The 21,803-nt window shown below is 46.6% G+C and carries 22 protein-coding genes; 15 read left to right on the plus strand and 7 right to left on the minus strand.

The window, feature by feature from the left end; all coding sequences use genetic code 11:
- Positions 1-4 precede the first annotated feature (4 nt).
- The 13 genes from QF117_RS08740 to QF117_RS08800 all read left to right on the plus strand — a co-directional run bounded on the left by QF117_RS08740 (position 5) and on the right by QF117_RS08800 (position 15,432).
- A complete protein-coding gene (locus tag QF117_RS08740) occupies positions 5-964 on the plus strand; it encodes an AAA family ATPase (RefSeq protein WP_282388594.1) in 960 nt (319 codons plus the stop codon).
- The gene (locus QF117_RS08745) at positions 964-1,731 is read left to right on the plus strand and encodes a hypothetical protein (RefSeq protein WP_148505710.1); all 768 of its coding nucleotides are present in this window, start codon (positions 964-966) and stop codon (positions 1,729-1,731) included. Before QF117_RS08740 ends, QF117_RS08745 begins: the two co-directional genes overlap by 1 nt.
- A gap of 97 nt (positions 1,732-1,828) precedes the next feature.
- Positions 1,829-2,782: a DUF3150 domain-containing protein gene (locus tag QF117_RS08750; protein ID WP_143692904.1), complete on the plus strand. Its 954-nt coding sequence runs from the start codon at positions 1,829-1,831 to the stop codon at positions 2,780-2,782.
- A 61-nt stretch (positions 2,783-2,843) separates the two neighbouring features.
- Positions 2,844-3,284, plus strand: coding sequence for a hypothetical protein (locus QF117_RS08755; protein WP_267385823.1), 441 nt, complete (start codon positions 2,844-2,846; stop codon positions 3,282-3,284).
- Between the two features lie 68 nt (positions 3,285-3,352).
- Complete coding sequence (locus tag QF117_RS08760; protein ID WP_282388595.1) at positions 3,353-5,008, plus strand: VWA domain-containing protein; 1,656 nt, start codon at positions 3,353-3,355, stop codon at positions 5,006-5,008.
- An 84-nt stretch (positions 5,009-5,092) separates the two neighbouring features.
- Entirely contained in the window at positions 5,093-5,590 is a 498-nt protein-coding gene (gene radC, locus QF117_RS08765; protein WP_000791199.1) for a DNA repair protein RadC, read from the plus strand.
- A complete protein-coding gene (locus tag QF117_RS08770) occupies positions 5,590-5,931 on the plus strand; it encodes a plasmid-related protein (RefSeq protein ID WP_282388596.1) in 342 nt (113 codons plus the stop codon). The genes radC and QF117_RS08770 overlap by 1 nt, the downstream gene beginning before the upstream one ends.
- Positions 5,932-6,022: 91 nt before the next feature.
- A complete protein-coding gene (locus tag QF117_RS08775) occupies positions 6,023-7,096 on the plus strand; it encodes a primase-helicase zinc-binding domain-containing protein (protein ID WP_282388597.1) in 1,074 nt (357 codons plus the stop codon).
- A gap of 89 nt (positions 7,097-7,185) precedes the next feature.
- Positions 7,186-7,893 carry a hypothetical protein gene (locus QF117_RS08780; RefSeq protein WP_282388599.1) on the plus strand — a complete coding sequence of 236 codons (708 nt, stop codon included), beginning with the start codon at positions 7,186-7,188 and terminating at the stop codon, positions 7,891-7,893.
- Between the two features lie 362 nt (positions 7,894-8,255).
- Positions 8,256-9,320: a hypothetical protein gene (locus QF117_RS08785; RefSeq protein WP_102887294.1), complete on the plus strand. Its 1,065-nt coding sequence runs from the start codon at positions 8,256-8,258 to the stop codon at positions 9,318-9,320.
- A gap of 203 nt (positions 9,321-9,523) precedes the next feature.
- Positions 9,524-10,468, plus strand: a complete 945-nt coding sequence (locus tag QF117_RS08790; RefSeq protein WP_282388600.1) for a thioredoxin family protein — start codon at positions 9,524-9,526, stop codon at positions 10,466-10,468.
- Between the two features lie 2 nt (positions 10,469-10,470).
- Entirely contained in the window at positions 10,471-11,859 is a 1,389-nt protein-coding gene (locus tag QF117_RS08795) for a conjugal transfer protein TraH (protein ID WP_282388601.1), read from the plus strand.
- 3 nt (positions 11,860-11,862) lie between these two features.
- Positions 11,863-15,432, plus strand: a complete 3,570-nt coding sequence (locus QF117_RS08800) for a conjugal transfer protein TraG N-terminal domain-containing protein (protein WP_282388602.1) — start codon at positions 11,863-11,865, stop codon at positions 15,430-15,432.
- Between the two features lie 32 nt (positions 15,433-15,464).
- Here QF117_RS08800 and eexR read toward each other — a convergent pair whose 3' ends face one another.
- Genes eexR through QF117_RS08835 form a run of 7 tightly spaced genes read right to left on the minus strand, consistent with a single transcriptional unit; the run spans position 15,465 to position 19,140 of the window.
- A complete protein-coding gene (gene eexR / locus QF117_RS08805) occupies positions 15,465-15,896 on the minus strand; it encodes an entry exclusion protein EexR (RefSeq protein ID WP_282388603.1) in 432 nt (143 codons plus the stop codon).
- Positions 15,897-15,953: 57 nt separating this feature from the next.
- Entirely contained in the window at positions 15,954-16,487 is a 534-nt protein-coding gene (locus tag QF117_RS08810; RefSeq protein ID WP_000566753.1) for a FlhC family transcriptional regulator, read from the minus strand.
- Positions 16,484-16,783 (minus strand): flagellar transcriptional regulator FlhD, encoded by a 300-nt coding sequence (locus QF117_RS08815; protein WP_115113645.1) that lies wholly within the window; start codon positions 16,781-16,783, stop codon positions 16,484-16,486. Before QF117_RS08815 ends, QF117_RS08810 begins: the two co-directional genes overlap by 4 nt.
- A complete protein-coding gene (locus tag QF117_RS08820) occupies positions 16,780-17,328 on the minus strand; it encodes a lytic transglycosylase domain-containing protein (protein WP_000848909.1) in 549 nt (182 codons plus the stop codon). The genes QF117_RS08815 and QF117_RS08820 overlap by 4 nt, the downstream gene beginning before the upstream one ends.
- Positions 17,315-17,977 (minus strand): DUF6475 domain-containing protein, encoded by a 663-nt coding sequence (locus QF117_RS08825; RefSeq protein ID WP_032481453.1) that lies wholly within the window; start codon positions 17,975-17,977, stop codon positions 17,315-17,317. The genes QF117_RS08820 and QF117_RS08825 overlap by 14 nt, the downstream gene beginning before the upstream one ends.
- Positions 17,964-18,833, minus strand: coding sequence for a hypothetical protein (locus QF117_RS08830; protein WP_008843243.1), 870 nt, complete (start codon positions 18,831-18,833; stop codon positions 17,964-17,966). The genes QF117_RS08825 and QF117_RS08830 overlap by 14 nt, the downstream gene beginning before the upstream one ends.
- A 55-nt stretch (positions 18,834-18,888) precedes the next feature.
- Positions 18,889-19,140: a helix-turn-helix domain-containing protein gene (locus QF117_RS08835; protein ID WP_024015942.1), complete on the minus strand. Its 252-nt coding sequence runs from the start codon at positions 19,138-19,140 to the stop codon at positions 18,889-18,891.
- A 117-nt stretch (positions 19,141-19,257) separates the two neighbouring features.
- Between QF117_RS08835 and QF117_RS08840 the strand changes: the two genes are divergently transcribed.
- Together QF117_RS08840 and prfC are read left to right on the plus strand one after the other, a co-directional pair.
- A complete protein-coding gene (locus tag QF117_RS08840) occupies positions 19,258-19,905 on the plus strand; it encodes a LexA family transcriptional regulator (RefSeq protein ID WP_007105457.1) in 648 nt (215 codons plus the stop codon).
- Between the two features lie 256 nt (positions 19,906-20,161).
- Entirely contained in the window at positions 20,162-21,751 is a 1,590-nt protein-coding gene (gene prfC / locus QF117_RS08845; protein WP_282388606.1) for a peptide chain release factor 3, read from the plus strand.
- Positions 21,752-21,803 lie beyond the last annotated feature (52 nt).

The following is a 21,803-nucleotide window of genomic DNA, read 5'->3' on the forward strand; positions in this document are numbered from 1 at the left end:
TACCATGACTGAACAATCCCCATTTTTGGTTCAAGTGAATCAAGCGTTTAATGTCCCGGCTCCTGATGCTTTCGTTCTGGAAGGATTTGGTGCCGACACTACCCATCCAAACATTCCCGTTCGCAAGGACGAGTATGTTTTTAGAAAAGAAGACTTACGTGACGTATTGGCGTTCTTGTCTAACCCAGACGGTGACGGTTTGTATATTACTGGCCCCACTGGATGCGGTAAGACCTCGCTAATTTGCCAAGTTGCTTCTCGATTGAATTGGCCTGTTCAGCAAATTACTGCGCACGGTCGATTGGAGTTGTCCGATCTTATCGGTCACCACACGCTGGTTAATGGCAACATGACCTTTGTGTATGGACCGCTGGCACTGGCTGTAAAGCATGGCCATTTGCTGATCATTAATGAAATGGATCTTGCTGAGCCTGCTGAACTGGCTGGGCTCAATGACATTTTGGAAGGTGCCCCGTTGGTCATCGCACAAAATGGCGGTGAGATCATCATGCCACATAACAAGTTTCGTTTTATCGCAACCGGCAACAGTGCGGGCAGCGGTGACCAGACGGGCTTGTATCAAGGTGTGCTTCAACAGAATTTGGCTTTTCTTGATCGCTTTAGAATCATCGAAGCGACCTATGCAGAGCCTTCTGTAGAGGAAGCCATTCTGGAGAGCGTTGCGCCGGGCTTGCCAGAAGTCTTTCGCCAAAAAATGGTGAAAGTGGCTGGTGACATTCGCCGTCTTTTTATTGGGGGCGCGGATGGCGGTGCTGAGCTTAGTATCACCATGTCCACTCGGACCTTGGTGCGCTGGGCAAAGCTAACACTTGCTTTTAAAGGCGCTCCTAACGCAGTGGAGTATGCACTGGTTCGGTCTTTGACGGCTCGTGCTGAGTTGGAGCAACGTGAAGCCATTCACCGTATTGCCGCTGATGTCTTCGGTGACCACTGGGAGGATTGATGATGGAAAAGTGCTTTGCTCTTTACCGTTACAGTCATTCTGATGGGACAGCCAAAGAATGGGCCATTTACGTTGGATCAGACACCCAGGAGATTGAAGTTCGGTTTGGAAAAGCTGGTCAATTGTCGCAGCAGCGATTGATTGACTCGACTGATCCTAACGCTGAAGCAGACCGAAGAATCAATGAGAAAATCAACAAGGGTTATCGATTTGTTGGACAAGTCGGCATTGATCATCAAGGGCGGCCATTTGAACTCTCAAATGCGCTAGATAGCGTCGCGTGCGCCAATAACGTCAGTTGGGAGTTTCGTACTCGCAAGGACGTCAATGGCCAAATCTCGCTGGCTCAAAAAGCGTTGTTCGATATGGCAAAGCTGCTTGAAGCCTATGGCTTGGCTGTTATTGATGATAACCAGGTCAGGATTGGAGAATGGTCATTAGGGTTTTGCAAAAGCGGATTACCTAGTACCAATCAAATCAGCATTGTGTCAGGTGAAGGCGCTGGCATTGTTAACACTGATGATGGCCCGTGGCCATTGTTGCTGTTACTGGCCTTTAAGCGTCAATTACCACCTCTGTGTTCGCTCACAGTAGCGAGTCCTGAGGGGATAGAAGTATCCGACCAACTGAAGTTGGAAAAAGATGTATTGCGGTTGCTAGGCAGTGATTTAGAGCGGGTTCGCCCGATTGCTGAAGCACTGGACTTAATGCCTGCGAAAATCGATCTCAACCAATCGTCGCCTGATTCGCAAAATTACTATTTCTGATAGTGATTTTGCCATTAGCGCGTCAACTACTACCACCCAAATGGGGCCATTGCTCCTGTTGGGAGTGGTGCGTCCCCATCTCGCATGAGGATGCACTATGAGTATTCAAACCCTCGACAAACTTTTGATTTGTCACATCGACTGTTCCATCTGGAGCGGTAGAAAAAAACTAAGGCCTGAAGATTTCAGATTAGCCAATGGCAGCCAACTTCCACCGAAGGATGTTGCCAGCTTAGGGAGTAAAAAAATTTGCGACCCAGAGGCATTGGCGAACTTTGAAAGGCTTAAGAAAGAAGCGCAGCGCTTGTGTGAGCAAGTCGGTGTGCGGTTCTTAGGTGGCTATGCTGTCCCTGAAGAGCGAATTGATCAGATTGTTCCAGAGCTTGACCGAATCGGTCAGGAGTTTGCGCAGTGCAAGCAGTTGTTCCTGGACAACTATGATCAGGTGACGTTTGACTGGGTTGCAAAACACCCGGAATTTGCAGATGCAATCCGACGTGCATTATCACCCATCGAAGACGTGGAACAACGGCTTCAGTTCGATTACGCCATCTATCGAATGCAACCGGCTGACCAAGCTGGTGGCTTAGATGACAAGGTCAATGGTATGGGACACACCCTCTTTAGGGAGGTGGCTCGTGATGCCAATGAACTGTTTGAGCGTTCTGTTGCAGGTAAGAATCAAATCAGTCAGCGAGCCCTTAACCCTCTCAAACGGTTAAGAGACAAGTTGGATGGTTTGTCATTCCTGGATCATCGAGTTCAGCCGATGGTCGAAGCGATGGACAATTTATTTGTTCGTCTGCCGAAGACCGGCCCTGTGACAGACAATCTCTATCACGAACTGATGGCGACCATTTTAATTTTGTCTGATCCAGACAAGATGAGAATGCACGGTGAAGGTCAATTGGATATCAGACAACTGATGCCCAAACCTGAACCTAAACCCGCACAGCCAGTATCTGCTCAGGCAGATAACTTACGTGCAATACCACAACCAACCGTCAGACCAAACCATGGTTCGACTGTACCAAACTCATTTTATTTCTAACGTCCTTGAGGGCATGTTGCCCTTAAGGGCGCATGTCCTCTGAACTATGTAAGAGGAAATTATGCAATCAACCATCCATAACCCCAGCCAACTGAACCAGTTTGAAGCACATTTTCGTGGTGTGACTGATGCGGTTGAAAGTGAATCGATACCAGAAGTGGCGTGTTGTCGAACGTTAGTACAACGGTCGTACTCAACACATAGTGTCGTGATCCCCAAGAACCCTGTTTTGATCGCAGATGCGGACGCACAAGGAGCTTGGGTAACGGCCATGGTATTTGTTCCAAACATGGCATTGCAGCAAACCGCTTTTGAGCGGGCCTGGCTGCAATATCAACACGAGGTGTCAACTCAGTTACAAGACCAGTACGGTCTGACATTGGATGACATCCTGAGTTTCGACCAGCTTAAAACGTCATTTGAGCAGCACGAGAGTCCAGCTCAATTGGTGGCTTGGTTAGGTCAAAAATACGACCTGGATAAGCTAAAAGCACAGGTTTAACACTTACATTCCCAGCGGGGAAACGCTCCCGCTGAGGGAGTATTCCCCCTAATGATTAGGAGACTCCCATGAATCATCCATTAAAAAACGCACTGCCAATCGTTGCCGCCGCTTATGGCGAAAAGTTTGGTGTGAAGGTGCTTATTCAAGGACAAGATGCGTTTACCGATGGTGAGCGGATTGTGATCCCAACAGCAAACCCAGACGACCCACACTATCAACAGATAGCTTGGGGTTATCTGGCTCATGAAGCGGCGCATATTCGGCATACTAATTTTGATATGGTGCAGAAGGCGTCGTCCAAGCCGATCCGTAAGGCACTTCTCAATATCATTGAGGATGTTCGTATTGAAAACGAATTGGCAAAGGATTACCCCGGAACCCGGCGCAGTATTTCGCAAGTGATTGAGTACATGGTGGACACACAACAAATGTGTGTACCTGAACAGCTTGAGCCTGCATCTAACTTGCAAGCATGGTTGTTGTTCCGCTTGAGATGCCATTTTCTGGGCCAGAAAGCGCTGACGCCTTTGTATCAAGCTGTTGATGAAAGAGTGAGACAACTCTTTCCTGCCGCAGCGATGAGCCGGTTAAGCGCCATGCTGACAGCAGTGCCTAGCTTAGGGTCTACAGGTGAAGTGCTGAAACTTGTCGATGCCATCGTTGCCATGTTGGAAGAAGAATCTTGTCCACCACAGGATGAGTCGGATGCTGATAGCGGTAATGACATTGGACAAGCTGCGAGTAATGACAGCAATAACAGTAGTGACAGTCAAATCCCTGAAACAGACTCGTCTGCAATGGGGGATGCTGCTGAAACGGGGGATTCAGATAACTCTGATCAAGCTGACAATTTGCGACAAGCCCTAGAGGCCAGTGCCGCTCAGTTTGAACCCGATACCTTTACACAAGTGGCAGAAGTGTTGTCGGAACAAGCTGAAGGACATCAGGGCGTCACTCCACTCAGTTTGCCCCAAGCAGAGCAGGCCATGTTGGGTGATGAGGCTATCTTGACCTTATCGGCGTCGGAGTCTGCTCAAATTCGAGCCCGACTTAGGGGCATGGTTCAGTCCAGTCAGGACAATCGGAATCATGCCAAACGGCACGGTCTTCGAGTTGCAACCCATCGTCTTGCCGCTTCACAAGCAGGAGAGTCGAGATTGTTTATTCAAAGGCAGCCTCGCATCGCGCCCAATGCTGCTGTGCACTTGCTTGTTGATATATCGGGTTCAATGGGTAAGCCCATTGGCGAAGGTAATCGCAAGTACTTTCATGTTGCCAATGAAGCCGCTTTGGCTTTGGCCATGGCACTGGAAGGCATACCGGGTGTTGTACCTGCGGTCAGTTATTTTCCTGGTATTCATCAGGAAGTTTCTATCGCGTTATTACCCAAGCAATCGGTTCGACATCGGGCCGCCTGTTTTGACCAAAAACCACGAGGTTGTACACCTATGGCACAAGCGATGTGGTTTGCGGCAAACAGTTTGTTGGCACAAAAACAGAAGCGAAAGCTAATGATAGTGCTAACCGATGGTGACCCAGATGATTGGGCTGCTACGCATGACATTGTTGACCGGTGCAGACGAAGTGGCTTTGAGCTGCTGGGAATAGGGATTCAAACACGCAGTGTTGAGAAATTCTTTCCTCAAAGCATCGTGATTAACGACGTCAAAGATCTGAAGCGTGAGTTATTCGAAGTAACACAACAACTGTTAGTTCAGTAACCACTTCAACTTTACCACCCTGCGGGGACGATTCCGTCCCCGTCAGGGCATGGGTTCGTCTCCGCTTTTTTTTTGGAGACTCCTATGAAAAACAAAAAGTTCTTAGCTGGCGAAGAAGCCGGTACTTACATCGTTCCTGAGCAAGTGACTGAAGCAGATATTTTAGATATGGCGCTTAAGCTTGCCCGTGGTCGATTGAGTAAAGGTCGCAAAATTGAACAGCCATCATCGGCGTTCTCATACCTGCAAACACTGATGCACGAGTATGAGCACGAAGTCTTTGGCGTACTGTTTCTTGATACAAAGCATCGCGTTATTCGATTTGAAGAGCTGTTCAAAGGCACTTTAGATGCGGCGAGCGTGTATCCAAGGGAAGTAACAAAACGAGCGCTAGAACTTAATGCGGCAGCAGTGATACTGGTTCACAACCATCCATCGGGTGATCCTGAACCCAGTGAAGCTGATAAACGCATCACTCATCGACTCCGTGACGCCTTGTCACTTGTTGATATTCGAACGCTTGACCATGTCGTGGTCGCATCCGAGGGCTGCGTTTCGCTTGCCGAACGCGGTTATCTTTAATGAATGGGCGCATTGCCCATTCTCCTTCATCACAAAAGCAGTCCTATCAACACACGTCATCACAGCTCGAATTTCTATTTGAGTTTGATGATGCCCTAGTCACTTGGTCTGACACGGAAATCTGGCAGTTACGCGAAGGCATTCTATTGGATGCGATCCGTGTATTGCTGGACGGTCGTGTCAGTACTCGATTGCGAAAGGATGTGTTGTCGTGGATTCAAAATGACGAATTAACGCCATTTTGCTTTCGTGTTTGCGCGATGGCTGCGGTTGTCGATCCTGATGTGCTTCGTGATTCCATCATGTGGCTATTAAGACGACATGGTATCCAGCTTGACTAACGTTCCTGCATTAACCAAACGGCTCAATGCAGGACCCAAGCTGACTTTTACCACCTGTGGTAGGAGTCGGCTTTTTACTTAAGGAGGTTATATGGCGTTACCTTTACAGATTGAAACAGTGAGGCCATATCTTAATGGCCAATGGCTTCAAATACTGGCGGCGTTGGTGCCAGAACTTGATGCCGCTATTGCTCGAAAAGGCCGTCATGTGGCTTGTCCTGTTCATGGCGGTCGTGATGGCTTTAGGCTGTTCAAAGATGCTGAATATACCGGAGGTGGCGTTTGTAACACCTGCGGGATCTTTCATGATGGTTTTGAACTGTTGTCTTGGATTAATGGATGGAACTTTGCTCAGTCTATTGAAGCAATCGGCCAAGTTCTATGTATTCAACCCGGACAAATACAAGCGTCTACTCGGCCAATACCGAGTAACGCTGTTGATTGGAAGGCTAGAAAGCAGGACGAGGACAAAGCGATTATCCATCGCTTGAATCAAACCTGGGGAGAAACGTTATCTCTTGCAGATACTCGTGCGCAACCGGTTTGGAACTACTTGCATCGTCGTGGCATTGTGACGCGGCTTCGTCCTGAATGGGATTCGGTGCTGAGGTTTCATCCTAACTTGCCTTACCATGATGAAGATGGTCTGTTTATCGATAGCTACCCAGCGCTGCTAGGTAAAATCGTTACTCAGCAAGGGCGTTCGGCCACGTTTCATCGGATCTACCTAAGTGAAGATGGATTCAAAGCGGGGGTTGAAAAGCCTAAAAAGATGATGCCCATACCAAGTGACAGAACAATCACTGGTGGTGCTATTCCGATAGGTGAGCCTGGTGAGGTATTAGGTGTTTCTGAAGGCATCGAAACAGCTCTAGCGGTTACCAGAGCTACGGGACAAACATGTTGGTCGGTTGTGAATGCAACGCTACTGGCTAGGTTTGAACCACCAAGTAATGTGAAAATGCTGTACATCTGGGCAGATCACGATCTCTCTGAGACCGGCCTGAATGCAGCGAATGAACTCAAGAAAAAAGCCTGGCAGAAAGGCATTCTGACACAAGTCCTGATCCCTCCGATACCAACGTCACTTGGCGTGAAAAGTTGGGATTGGAATGATGTGCTGAATGTTTACGGTGCCATGGGCTTTCCTAAAGTTCATACCTGATCCAAGGGGCTTCGGCCCCTTTTTTTGCGCCTTGCATATTTGAAAAAACATGGAGAATGAAAAATAGATAACCAATAGGAGAAAAAAACATGATGGTATTAACCCTTTTAACAAAGCAGACTGATGGCAAGTATACGGTGTACTGGAAGACCGGCCTTCGAAGAGGTGGTGAGCTAAAGGTCAATTTAGGTGAGCAATACGACAAGCTACCTGAGCAGCAAAAGCCAATTGCAGCTGAGCTCTATGCGATTCATCACCTACTGTCAGTGAAAGAGGTGATGGGGAGTAACCGAAGCGGCAATGGGCTTCAAATCCGAGTCAGTAAAGGTGCCATCAAAAAGTTACAGAAACAACGCTCAACTCAGCATTCACTTTACAGCCTGACTAGGTTTTTGCTCACCCGTTACCAGGAAGCACAGATCTCGGTAGAAAAGAGTGACGATTGGCTCTCATATCTCTTCGAGGAATACAGTGTGGATAATGTTACGGTGAGAGACATCGATGAGGTAATAAATGTTCCGAACATTGGACCTGTCGTGGTGACTCATCATGCACTGGATCGGTTTGTGGAACGGCTTTCAGACGGCGTACCTAAGCATCCTTGGAAGGCTTTGTGCTCAAAGCTGCTATGTTCGGGGCTAACTAAAACTCAGTTGCCAGAAAACGTCGCTATCCAAAAAGCAAAAAAATATGCCCAAGAGGCCGAGTTCTGGCAGCATGTGGGGAGCAAAATGTACTTTGTCATGGTTCCAAGTTGCTCAATTAAAATTTTGGTTACGGTTATTGCAGTAAAGTGAGCTAACGTAGTATTCGAAGTTTCTGAATATTGCTTTATGTGCCAGAAGTAGACGTTAGAGGTCTACCTTGAGCACTGATCTGGTCGATTCATCTTTTCCTTTTTTGAACTGCACGATCCATACGTTTTCAGTTTTTCTTTGTGATGGTTGCCTGAATTTCAAAAATCCTATATATTTTTTAGTGGCGCTAGCCACACTTGCACACGAGTGAAAAACAGCAAATTGACCTGAAAAGGCGTATAGAGAACCCAATATTTACTTAAATTTTAATTATACATACATGGCTTGAGAGATCATGTTGTAATCGTGTGTAGCAATGATTGATAACGGTTAATAACTGTCTCAAGCATATGGATATGTATATGAAAAGTTTAAAACCCATCATTTTTACGGCTCATTCTGAGTTAAAAACAGCAATTCCATCAATAAAGAAAAGCCATTTATACGAAGCGTTCGCAGCATTTTGCGGCTTTAAAAGCTACGCGGCATTTCAAGTTGCCTCTGAATATAGAGTTGAAAACCTTGAGATCGCAAATAGACAGTGCTTTGAGCGCTTGCAAGCTTTGGATTTTGATGCAGGTGTTACGCTTCAAGTATGCCAGCGAATCCAGCAAGCTTGGGAGCAATTTAACATTATCTCTTTAGATGATGTTTATGCATTTTATGCTGAGGCTTCTTTTGAAGAAGCATTAGGTGAAACACGAATGCTAGGTGTTTTAACCTCATTCATAGATGCAAATGACTCAGAAGCGATATTGGTTGGTCTTGTTGTAGCTGCGACATTATTGGCTGAATATGAAGGCAATCCGGATAACAGAAGTGGCGAGTTCTGGTATAACAAAAAACTAGCTGGTCATTCGCTTAATGTAATTCAGTCTGACGTTGCTGAGCAATACCAGAAAATCGTCCCTTATCGAGAGCTTTTAACGCTGGTATTAAAGAAATTTGAAAACAGTAATGATGCGGTATTTCCAATTCCTTCATCGTTGAAACCAATCTATGATCAATGTGGTGACGGCCATAGCCACTGCTGGAGTGGCTATTTTTATGATGATCCTTATGTTGTGATTGAGGCTATTGGATATGCTTTGCATTGTCATGACGAAGATGAGCCAGTAATCCCAATTAGTTTTTATCTTGATTGGCTAAAAGCTGAAATGATTGTTGCTCCGTCACGCGAAGGGTTGATTGAAATAATCGAAGCTACGATTAGTGAAACTGAAAAGTGGTTTTGGTATTACGTTGGTCTACAGGATGATATCGACGTAACCAAAGATTGTTACAGGGCAATCAATGCTGACACTGGTGAAGATTATGATGATTATGGGCCAGCAGTAGCTGTTGGCGATGACGGTGTAGCGCTTCCAATTATTTCTGACGACTTAAAACTTAAACTAAAAACTGTTGCTCAAAAGCTTATCTCTTAATCTTTGAGATAAAAGTGATGGCTATGCTGAGGCTTAGCCTTTCGCTCAAAGCGTAAAATCATATCTTTTGTTCATTAACGTTAGCTGTTGTTACTAGTCACAACAGCTAGTCAGAAACACACACAATTCCTTCATCTATCTGGCCAATCGCTCTTACCGGGATCATTAGCATGTTAGCTCTATGAAATTTTCTGGAGCTGACAATGAGAACGCCTTTGTTACCTTGGTTTATCCTATGGGTGACCATCCCAATCATTATTTTCTTTCTATTCATCTTACCCGCCTATGCCAGTGACGAGCCATTCTATCAGCGTGGTCAGGAAGGCTGGTTTTGGTATCAGGTCATTCCTGAGCCAGCGGAGGCTGAAGAGCTTATTAAGCCGGAATCTGGTGCGGCAGAGTCGAGTCAGAGCGGGCTAAAGCCTTTCAGTGCTGCCTGGTTTCGTGAGCACATGCAGTCGTTCATGGACAAGGCAATTGATGAGCCGACGAATGAGAACGTCAGAGCCTATCTATATCTCCAGCGCGTCATGATGGATAAGGGCTCACAGTTTGCTGATGTTAGTCAGCAGGTAGTCATGGGCGATCCAGTTTTGGATGAAATCAGTCGCAGACCCTTGGCTACCTATGCTGCCAATCGGATGGATCGAGAAGCTGGCGCTCAACGAGATATTGCTTTAGGTGAAGTAGCAAAACGGGCTGGCTTATTCTTCTTCTATCGTTCTGATTGCCCTTACTGCCATGCTCAAGCGCCTATCATCGAATCAATGGCTTTGAACTATGGTTTCGAGGTGTTTGCTATTGCAGTCGATGGCTTGCCTTTACCGGGTGGAGAGTTTCATAATTACAAAGTCGATTCAGGACAAGCTCAATCCTTGTCCGTTACGACTGTCCCTGCCGTGTTCTTAGTTGATCCGCCTAATGTCATCACTCCGATTGGCCAAGGCGCAATGAGCCTTGATGAGCTCAATAATCGAATCATTCTTGCAGCCCATCAAGCCGGTTGGATTGACGATCAAACTTACTATGCCACCAGACCTGTTCAACCCGGCGTGTCACTCGCGATGTCAGCCCAAGAGCTTAACGAAAAGATATTACAGGACCCTGAGTTCCTTGTTCGCTATCTGCGTGCACAAGGAGGGTTATAACAATGAAAAAAGTATTCCGAGTATCGCTAATCGCCTGTGCGATTGGTTTTTCGTCTATGAGCCAAGCAAGCTTGCAACAGGAGATGAACCAGTTATTTGGTTCAATGACCAACAGCACTGCGCCTGGTGTATTCGAGAGTCAGCGGCGTGGCGTTATATCTGGCGGAAGTGTTGTTGTCCGTAACAGAATCATGAACGAAAACCTCGTCTCTATGGTGCCTCCGTCATTCCAAGCTGGTTGTGGCGGCATTGATATGTTCGCAGGAAGTTTGTCATTTGTTAATGCTGATCAGTTCGTTCAATTGCTTCGCTCTGTAGCGGCAAATGCCAAAGGGTACGCATTCCAATTGGCGCTCAGTGCTATGTGTGAGAAATGCTCTCAGCACATGGAGACACTGCAAAAGAAAATCCAGCAGTTGAACGAGTATTTCGGCAATTCCTGTCAAATGGCTCAGGGAGTCGTGAACGATACCCTGGCTGCTTTTGGTAAAAAGGGGCAAACAGAAGCCAGCATGTTGAGCTCACTTAAAGGGGCTGGAGACGTTTTTACCAGTTGGAGTGAGTCCAATGGTAAGAACCCATATGAGAACGCTTCGAGTGTCGCGGCATCAGATGTAAACAGAACGATTAAAGGTAATTTGGTTTGGCGAGCACTGAAACGTCATTCGGCATCAAGCTGGTTTGCATCGGGGGATGACCGTTTTCTTGAAGCGGTTATGTCGGTGACTGGTTCGATTATCGTTGGTGATTTAGCGAATGCCGCTGATGGCCAAGGTAAAGCCCCAAAACTGACCAGACTGAATGGCAATAAAGTGACTATTGAGCATTTAATTCATGGCGGTAACGTCGCTATGTACCGATGTGACACAGTGACGCAAGACGGTTGTTTGAACCCGACAATCACTAACGTGACCCTTACCGGGTTATCAACTCAGGTAGAAAATTTACTTCTTGGTACAGGTTCTAGTAACGGCATTATTTTTAAATTTGCTCGAAATACAGGGGCTGCTAGCACCACCGAAAAGGCTTTTATGACCTCGGCTCCCGCGAGCATTGGCGGCATGATTCGAACACTTTCTGCATTAAATGAAGGGGCCGCTAGGTCTTTTGCTTCACGAGCAGCACCATTTATTGCTGTTGAGATGGCCCGGGCATTGGTTGAAGACATGCTCAACGCAGCTAGAAGCACATCTGGTGTGGAAGATCATGCCTATGCGAAGTTGTTAACCGAAGACCTTGAACGTGCACGTCGCCAAATCAATGAGGAGTACGCTGCGTTGCAGCGAAGATACGGCTCAGAGCAAGAATTGCTGGCGCATTTTAACCAGGTGATTCAGACCATTCGCAAACAGCGTTATTACACCGTTAAATCTACGGCGCTGGGGGAATAGGTCATGTGGGAAATCTATTCCATCGGGGATTCGGCTTTTTTAGAGCAGGTCCTGAACGCTGTCGCGATGATCACTGGTACAGGCGATTTTACTTCAATGGTTCGGATTGGCTTGCTCATTGGGGTATTGATGGTCTCTGTTCAGGCCTTAATGCAAGGCGGTCGTGGGATTAACTTTCAACACGTTTTAGTCTCATGGCTAGTCTTTGCAACCATGTTTGGACCCAGTACCCGAGTGAGCATTGAGGATGCGTACACGGGACAAGTTCGAGTGGTTGATAATGTGCCCATCGGTGTTGCTGCCGCAGGCAGTACGATTTCGACTGTTGGCTTTCAAATCACGCGATTGTTTGAAACTGCGTTCTCAACTCCCGCCATGACGGAATACGGCTTTGCATCCAGTTTACAGTCACTGATTAAAGTGAGAAAACAGGTGATGGATCGCTCTGGGTTGGGTGATGCAAATCGTGTCGGTGGCTCAGATATCGAGCAATCGTGGTTTAACTATATCAAAGAATGCACCTTGATTGGCATCGACATCGGCCAAAAGAACCTAGATCAGGTGCTGAGTGATCCTAACCCGATGACTGCGATTAGGTTTGATTCGCGCATATATGGCACACGCATCATGCTCAGTGGTAGCAGTAGCGATCTGGACTGCACCGATGCCTATAGCCAACTGAAACTCATGACAGAATCAACCTTCATTCCAAGGCTTAAACAGGTTTTGTCAGCCTCATTGGGGACTTCGTCAGCAACGGATACTGATGACGTGATCCGAAATGCACTGAATAACCTTGGTTTGGCTTCAGTTAACACTCAAGAGTACATGACCGCGTCGGTGCTTTTGCCTATTTATGAGCAAAGCGTGACAGGCAAGTATATGGATGATCAAGCTTTCACCGCAGCCGTCATGGTTAACCAAGCGATTGAGCAGCGCAATACGCAATGGGCGGCGGAGCAGACCCTGTTCCAAAGTATCGTTCGTCCGATGATGACGTTTTTTGAGGGGTTCATTTACGCCATCACCCCATTGATGGCCTTTGTGATTGCCCTTGGCCAAATCGGGATGCGAATGGCCGGGAAGTACTTGTTAATCCTGCTTTGGATTCAACTTTGGATGCCTGTCATGGCCATCATTAACCTATATATCCATTTAACTGTTGCTGGGAAAATGTCGGCTCTTGATGCCTTTGCAGGTACAGAAGTGCCATCTTTTGCTGGGATGATGCAGATGGATTCAGTGCTGCAAACCTGGATAGCTACTGGCGGCATGTTGGCGTCGAGTGTTCCGGCGATTTCGCTCATGCTCGTGTATGGCTCAGCAATAACCGCTACCCACTTGGCTGGACGTCTTCAAAACGGTGATGCCATTGATGAAAAGATGGCAAGTCCAGATGTCGCGAAAAATGCCCCGGTGATGCAATCACAGTCAATGTTCCAAAATTCAGCCCTCACTGGTTCTGCTATGACCGGCGCGTCAAACCTACTTAGCAGTTTCTCTGTCGGAAATGCGGTGGGTTCAATGGTCGGCTCTGCAAAAGAATCCATGACTCAGGCAACTCAAGCCTTTAGCCGTCAAGTTGGCAATACCATGAGCCGAACTTTTGGTGAAAAGCTAAGTTACGACAACCTTTCTTCGGTTGGACGTCAGATTGGTTCTTCTAATTCCGCATCTAGCGCCGTTGTTAATCAGGTCACTGATGACCTGCAAACACGGTATGGTTTCGGAGACGATAAAAAAGACGCTGTACGTGGCTTGGTATCGGGCGTGTTATCGGGAGGCCTTAGGGTCGGTGGAGATGGAACCATTACAAATACCGGTGATAAAGAAGTAGCAGATAAAGGGTTCTTGGGAAGATTACTTGGTACAGGGGGGAATGACTCTCCACAAGGTAACCTACCAGGAGTGGATAAGCCTGAATCATCAAGAGTGCCAAAAATATCACGGTTACGAGCAGGCTTGGATTTAGGTGGTAACTTTAGTGGCCAAGTTGAGTCGTCAGAGGGCAGTTCTCGGTCAACGACCGCAAATACGCTCACTGGGGAGATGCAAAGCTTGGCATCAAGTGATTCACGACGTGCTGAGTATCGCGATGCAATGGTTAAGGACCTTTCAGATTCAAGACGTTCTGGCGTTGAGATGTCGTTGTCTAACCAAGACTATCAGTCACTTCAGAGTTCAGCACAAGACGTTGTCACGGCATCAAACCGCTTTAGTGAGCTTGATCAGGCCAGCTACAGTCTATCAGGACAAAGAAATACTGATGGTGCGACGTTAACCCGATTAGCGGCGGATAATCCTGAAGTCATGGATTATTTAGGTCGCTATATGAACCAGCATGTTGAAGCCGGTAACCGATTACGTGAAAACCTTCCAATTTATCAGCGCTTGCTACCTGATGATAATCAGGCGTATGTGGCCGCAGCTATGGAGTCTTTAACCTATAGCAACTCCTCAACGCCCGCTGAACGAGACAATGATTATCAAGCAGCAATGACTGTTATGGCCATGGCTACTGGAGCCGATTTACGATCAATTCAACCGCGCTCAAATGAAGGCTTGTCATCAGCTGCACCTACTTTTGGTGGCACTCAAAGCCAAGTGGAATCGGGGGTATTGGGCGGCTACGAGGATGCTGCTACTGTTCAAACGCAGTTCAATTCGGCTCAATCTGCTTACCAAACCAATCTGTCTGGTGTAGATGGACAGCTGAATGCGCATCAGCAACAAGCCAAGCAGGCCGTAGCTTCTGACACAAGCACCTATCAATCTGGACTAAACAGTGAAGCTGGCTCTCAGTGGCGATCTCGCATTATGGCTGATGATAGTGGAGTTTCTGGTGCTGAAATGTTCTTCAACAGCGCCAGTGCTATTGGTGATTTCAGTGGCAAGCATACTGATGCAGCACTGCATACCTTGAATCACTTTGGCGAAGACTATGAGAGTTACAAAGAACAAGCGCTTGAAGATCCTGGCTCACGAGGTTTCTTGCACAATGCAACGGTGGCCAGCAAATCAACATGGGATGGGTTAAAAGCAGCCGTTGATGCAGGAACCTCTTTAGAAAATCCTTTGACGGCGTTTAATGATGCATACAGTGGATCGAGTTCGCAGTATGCCTCCGAAGTTAACTGGGGCACTAAGTCTGAAGCCATGTTGGCTGGGGCATTCGGTGCGGCAGTTAACAATCGATATGGTGAGTTCTTAGAACAGTACGCCGATGATTTTAAACAGGAGGCATACAGCGAAGGGCAGAGAATGGGATTGACCCCGATTCAAAGTCAAGTGTTCGCTCAAGCTTTCAATGAAGGTTTGGCGGGGCGCGTTTTCAACTCTGAAGACTCATCGAGTTGGTCGCCTGAAATGCTTGGCCTAAGGGAACAAATGCTAAATGAGTATCGTCAAAAGGATGAGAGTGGCGCTTACATCCCCGACAGTGTGTCCGAAGAAGATAAAGCATTTGTGGATAAGCAGATAGCTGTGATCTCAAATGCATCGCTTGCGGGAGATTATGCTCAGAACAACTTGATCGATATTAGGGCCTATAACCAGGCATCAGGAAGGAACTGAAAATAGAAGGTAGCCAGCTTGTGATGGGCTGGCTATTTTTTTGGCCTTTTGGGGAGGATAGATGAGCGACCGTCTGCAAATTCGTTTACCCAGTACCAATATTTTTTTTCGCTCAGGCTTAGTTCTCGACCGGTATCTTTCAGTTGTCTTTGAAATAAATGGATTAGTCCGCTTAAGCCTAAGAAAGCTAAACCGACACATAAAATTTCCCAACTCGCTTGCCAATATGCGATTGCTAAAAACATAGTGGTGATGGTTATAAGTCCGATAGGACTAGCCGTTGCTTTGAATCCCAAGTAGCTGAAAAAAACGATGGTGCAAATCAGAAATGGCAAAGCCGCTAACTTGGCAAATGCCGTTAATATTTCTGATGGAAAAAAATGAGCCGCAGCCAAAGTCGCCAGAAAAAGCCCCAGTGATATAAACCAGCAGCGTGCTGGTAAAGATTTAAGTAAGTTTGTCATCTTCTTAGTACTCTCAAAGTGCACGGGAGGTGCACAATCAAATCATGTATCAGCATGTTAGTTCTCAAAAAGTGCTCTAGTGGTTTGCTCAGCCATAATCTCGCACACAGGACATTTAAGCTGAATGCGCTGTTGAGATACCGTCAAATACAGACTACCGCATCGACACCGGTGTAAGGATGCAAGCTGTGATCTTAAATCACGAGCTAGAACCCAACCTTCATTGATGGTCAGTTTTTTCCAGGGGATCTCAGCTGGAAGGTCTGCCTCTTCTCTTGCAACCAAGTACGCATCGTAAGCCTTCATCAAAGCATCGATATTTAATTGCTTGTAGACATTATCACCACCAATATTGACATAAAGCGCCATCAGCAGGGAGCCTTCAACTAGGGCTCTTCTGCTTTTAACGATGGCATCAGATTCTGGCAATTGACCAGGACAAGGTGACTTGCCAGTCACTTCTTTGTGCAGCCTTCTGATAATGTGGATTGGCAAACCTGTATCGAGCGCGATAATGGTCGTTCGAAATCCGTACTTAATAAGCAGCGAGGCTCGGGTAAACAGCTCACTTTTGGACAGGTTATCAATCATGCATCCCCCTTGTTGTTTAGGGTTGATAATAAATAAGCGATTCTTGGGATACCTGTGCCTTTGCTCTTCACCATCTCAATCAGTTGGCTTTGGTTACCCCTTGGTTGAAACAGCATGAATGATGAGGTCGCCACTCGTTGCAGGTCGTCAACACCGGCATTAATCAGTGCATCCACCACGTCGCGTGTAAGTCCAAAGCGCAAGACCGCCTCTTGCGGATCAATTCGCGATAATTCTCGTGCTGCGTGTAGGTACGCCAAATTTAATTGATAGAAGTCTTGTTGATTGGTTGTCATTGACGGACCTCCAGTTCATGTAAAATATTGCGATAGATAGAAAGCACTCTTTGCCCATACCAGCGTGCACGCTCTTCGTTCCAACTGTGATAGCGGCCTATGCCAAGCTCTAAATCGTTTGGTGAAGACTTGATTGCTTCGGCCAAAATACTGGAGCCGACAGTAAGGTTGGTGATGGGGTCTAGCAGTTCAGCTGCTGAGCTCACTCGATGCCCATGCCAATGCAAATTGATTTGCATAAGGCCAATATCGAGCTGGTATTTTTCACTCTCTTGCAGTGCCTGGTTTAACAGTTGCTCCGCTTCTGTCTTAGATTTGGCGTAGGTTGCGTTTGAACCATTGCGAATTGCGTATGGCCATGGACTGGTCATGTTAAGACCTCGATGTGAGGCTGACTCAGCCAAGGCAACGGCGTAGAGCATGACTGGATCAATACCAACACTTTGTGCTGCTTTTTCCCACTGATAGCCCGGAAACGCATAGACTGAAGTGCTTGCGGACATGGCTATCACTAGGGCAACGGTTTTTGCTTTAATCGTTTTCATTTTTGTCCTCTAATTGATTTTCGAGAAGCGCCTGAATGGCTTTCGGGCTTATTCTTTTCAAAGGCACTGCGCTAAAATTGGCGATGCCTCTCGTGTAAACTTGTGCCGCTTTTGACCAGTCACCCACGGCAACAGGCGCTTGCATATCAAATCCTTTTTGCTGGTTCTGATGGTCTGCAATACCCTGTAATAGCCTTGGGTATTCACCCACTTCGTCCCGCAGCAAGTAAGCCTGGTAGCGTGTTAAAAACTCTTTTTGCTTAAAGGGGTATTCCCTGTCATCAACTTTGCAGAGTTCAACCCATCCCCCCATGTCTGAAATCACGCGGTGGATAAGTGCATCGTCAAACATCACGGATGTCCAAGCACCAACCTGACGAACAGCCTTGTCAACTTTGTTCCAAGCAACCATGGCTCTTGAACCCGAGTTGCCATCGATATGCTTGATGACGTCAGCGGGCTTTGGAAAAAATTGCCCAGTATCCGGTGATTGAATATGCCGAGTCAGACCGATTCGCACTTCTTCAATGCTATAAGCACGAAGGGCTTCAAATGCGATGGATAGCAATTGCGGTGATACGCTTTTGCCATACATGGCCCAAGCTGCTCCCCAAACTTCAGCAAACTCGCGTTTATCAACCTCCTGCACTTGAACGAACCTCCCGAATACCTGGTCCGGCCCAGCTTTCAGCGATGCGACGATTGCTTTCTTCAATATTCAATTGGTGATTGCTGCCCTTTAGGCTCGTCGATGATTGCTGTACTTCATCAATGCGAACGTACTCGTCTTCCCATTGCCGGTTTAAAAGCCAGTTATGTGGCATAGGGGTCTTAGTCCGATCTTGATACTGTAATCGGTTGTCTCGTTGCTCTTTCCAGCGTGTTAGCACTTCCAAGGCGAGTTCATGGTCTTCATTGAGGCCCATGCGTAGCCATTCTTCTTTGGCTTTCGCTTTTTTTTCTTTGCGTATTTGTACATCCCAGAAGTCTTCAAACTGTATGTGGTCAACAGTTTTAACTGTTGGTTTATTGCTTCTCTCAGAGTCATCCGACCGTTGAGAGTCCCTTACCGGGTTGCCATCAGGCATAAACAATGATGAAAATTCTTCTGGTAGCCGAGCTTGAAAAGCGGCAAGAGATTTCAAAAGCGATGCCATACCAATGAAGTCGGCAGGTACATCTTTAAGCAACCGAAAGGCTGCCTTACCTTGGTTTGGGTTTTCGATTGGGTTGTGCTTCAGAAAGCTTCGAATCAAAGTCCAACCAGATGCCTCGCAACGAATCAGGAACTGATCTTGTTCTAACTCACTTAACGTCTTGGCAACCTGTTGCTCATCCCAGTTCAAGTCAGAAGCAACGTAACCAATCGGCAGTCGAAAGCAGCCAAGCAAATTACAATGTGGGCATGTAAGCAAATACAGTCCTAGCAACTTCGCTGAGTCACTCCAGGACAAAACATTTTGCTTTAGCCAAAAGCGGGTATAGACCTTGCCATAATCACGCATGGAGGAACTCGCTTTTGTGTTTACGTAAAATGCTGACCATTATTTGCCCTTAATCCTACTGGTTACTGGCTTTCAGCTCGCTTGGGCATTCGGGATAGATGTCCGGTCTTAACTGAGATCGGGTTACCTGTCCTTGCGTAGCTTGTTCGATGGGTAAAACGAATTCAGCGGGAACACGCCCTGATTTATTCAACCAAAACCAGACGTTTTGCTGTTTTGAGTTGATGGCTCTTGCTAATGCTGATTGCCCGCCGACCAAGTCAATGGCACGGCGGAGATGTTTTTGTGTCGTTTTGAACACTTCCATACCGTCTCCTGTTACAATAATAACTGTTACAAGATTGAATGTTACAGTTTAAACTGTAGATAAGTCAACAGTTAAAATTGTTGAAAGACTACAGTTTTATTTGTAGAATGCGGGCTTATGAAAACTTTATCCGAACGACTAAACCATGCCTTGCAGCTTACTGGGGTAACTCAGTCTGAGTTGGCTCGTCGCATTGGTATCAAACAGCAGTCGATCAGCCAGATTTGCTCTGGTAAATCGGCTAGGTCTCGTTACACCATGCAGATCGCGGAGGCGCTTCGCGTGAATGCTCATTGGCTCGCCACAGGTGATGGCGAGATTGGCTTGGGGGTCGGTAATGTAGAAGTCGGGCCTGATATTAAGGGAAGAATTCCTCTCATTAACTGGGTTCAGGCCGGTGATTGGACTGAAATAGCGGAGGGATTTGCCCATGAAGATGCTGAGGAGTGGCGTGACGTCACTGGGAAAGCACATGAGGGTTGTTTCGCACTTCGCGTAAAAGGCGACAGTATGGAAAATCCAAGCGGAAAAAAATCCATACCTGAGGGGGCAGTGATCGTTGTTGATCCTGAGTTACCTTACTCTTCAGGTTCATTGGTTGTTGCGCGTTTGGATGATTCGAAAGAAGCAACCTTTAAGCAGTTGGTTATTGATGGTGAACAGAAGTATCTAAAACCTTTGAACCCGCAATACCCTGCAATACCGATCAACGGCAACTGCACCATCATCGGTGTAGTACGACAAGCTATCATCGATTTCTGGTAGCGAAGGATTTTGTGGTTTAGCCACAGTTGTTCATGAGCTGAAGAAGCAACGATTGCAAACAGCTACAACTGAGCATTGGCGCACGCTGAGAGTAAATGGTAACCGATTAGATAACCATTGATTGTTTATAAAGTCAAGATCAGCGAAAATAGCGGCCAATTACGATTAACACGACGGATTTGACAAGCGAAGAACTGAAAAGAGAGTACTTCCAAAAGTGTGTACAAATCCGTGTACAAACTAAAAGAATTTATACATGGCAAACCAAGATTTTCTCAATGAAATCAATAAGCGAAGGACCTTTGCTATCATTTCTCACCCGGATGCGGGTAAAACAACCATTACAGAAAAAGTACTGTTATTCGGAAACGCTATTCAAAAAGCGGGAACCGTTAAAGGTCGTGGCTCTAACCAGCATGCCAAATCAGACTGGATGGAGATGGAAAAAGAGCGTGGTATCTCGGTAACAACGTCCGTGATGCAGTTTCCATACAATGACTGTTTAGTGAACCTTCTTGATACTCCAGGACACGAAGATTTTTCGGAAGATACCTACCGAACGCTCACTGCGGTGGATTCGTGTTTGATGGTTATCGATGCGGCAAAAGGTGTCGAGGATCGAACTCGCAAGCTGATGGAGGTAACGCGTTTACGTGATACGCCTATCGTTACCTTTATGAACAAATTGGATCGTGATGTGCGTGATCCAATGGAAGTCTTGGACGAAGTGGAAAGTGAGTTAGGTATGGCTTGTGCTCCTATCTCATGGCCAATTGGTTGTGGTAAAGAGTTTAAAGGTGTGTACCACATTCATCGCGATGAAACGATCTTATACGAATCAGGCCATGGCCATGAGATTCAAGACGTTCGCATTGTTAAAGGTTTGGATAACCCTGAACTTGATGAGGCTGTTGGCGCAGACCTTGCGGAAAGCGTGCGAGAAGAGATAGAGCTTGTTGTCGGTGCTTGCCCTGACTTTGATTTGGAGCTGTTCTTAGCGGGTGAGTTGACACCGGTTTACTTTGGTACGGCACTGGGCAACTTTGGTGTTGACCATATGCTTGATGGCTTAACAAAATGGGCTCCAGCTCCTCAAGCACGTCAAGCGAATGAGCGTGACGTTGTTGCTACCGAGGAAAAATTCTCTGGCTTTGTCTTTAAGATTCAAGCCAATATGGACCCTAAACACCGAGATCGTATCGCTTTTATGCGTATTGTATCGGGTACGTATAATCAAGGCATGAAGATGAATCATGTCCGTACCGGTAAAAGTGTTAGCATTTCAGATGCGGTTACGTTTATGGCCGGTGATCGTTCTCGTGCTGAAAAAGCGTACGCGGGTGATATTATTGGTTTGCATAACCACGGTACGATTCAAATAGGCGATACCTTTACTCAAGGGGAAAGTTTGAAGTTCTCCGGTATTCCAAACTTTGCGCCGGAGTTATTCCGTCGTATTCGTTTGCGTGATCCGCTGAAACAGAAGCAGCTATTGAAAGGTCTCGTTCAGCTTTCTGAAGAAGGTGCGGTACAGGTTTTTCGTCCGGTGCAAAACAATGATCTAATCGTTGGCGCAGTGGGTGTGCTTCAGTTTGATGTGGTTGTGGCTCGATTGAAGTCTGAATACAATGTTGAAGCGATTTATGAAAGTGTCAACGTGGCAACGGCTCGTTGGGTTGAGTGCAGTGACGACAAGAAACTTGAAGAGTTTAAACGTAAAAACCAATCGAATATCGCGTTAGATGGTGGCGATAACCTGTCGTACATTGCGCCAACGATGGTGAATTTGAATTTAGCGAAAGAGCGATTCCCTGACGTTGATTTCCGCGCGACTCGTGAGCATTAATCGGGTCCCTATTTGAATTTGAGCAGGGTTAATGCGCTGCTCTCTTTTCAGT

The sequence above is a fragment of the Vibrio sp. YMD68 genome, assembly GCF_029958905.1.
Classification (GTDB): Bacteria; Pseudomonadota; Gammaproteobacteria; order Enterobacterales; family Vibrionaceae; genus Vibrio.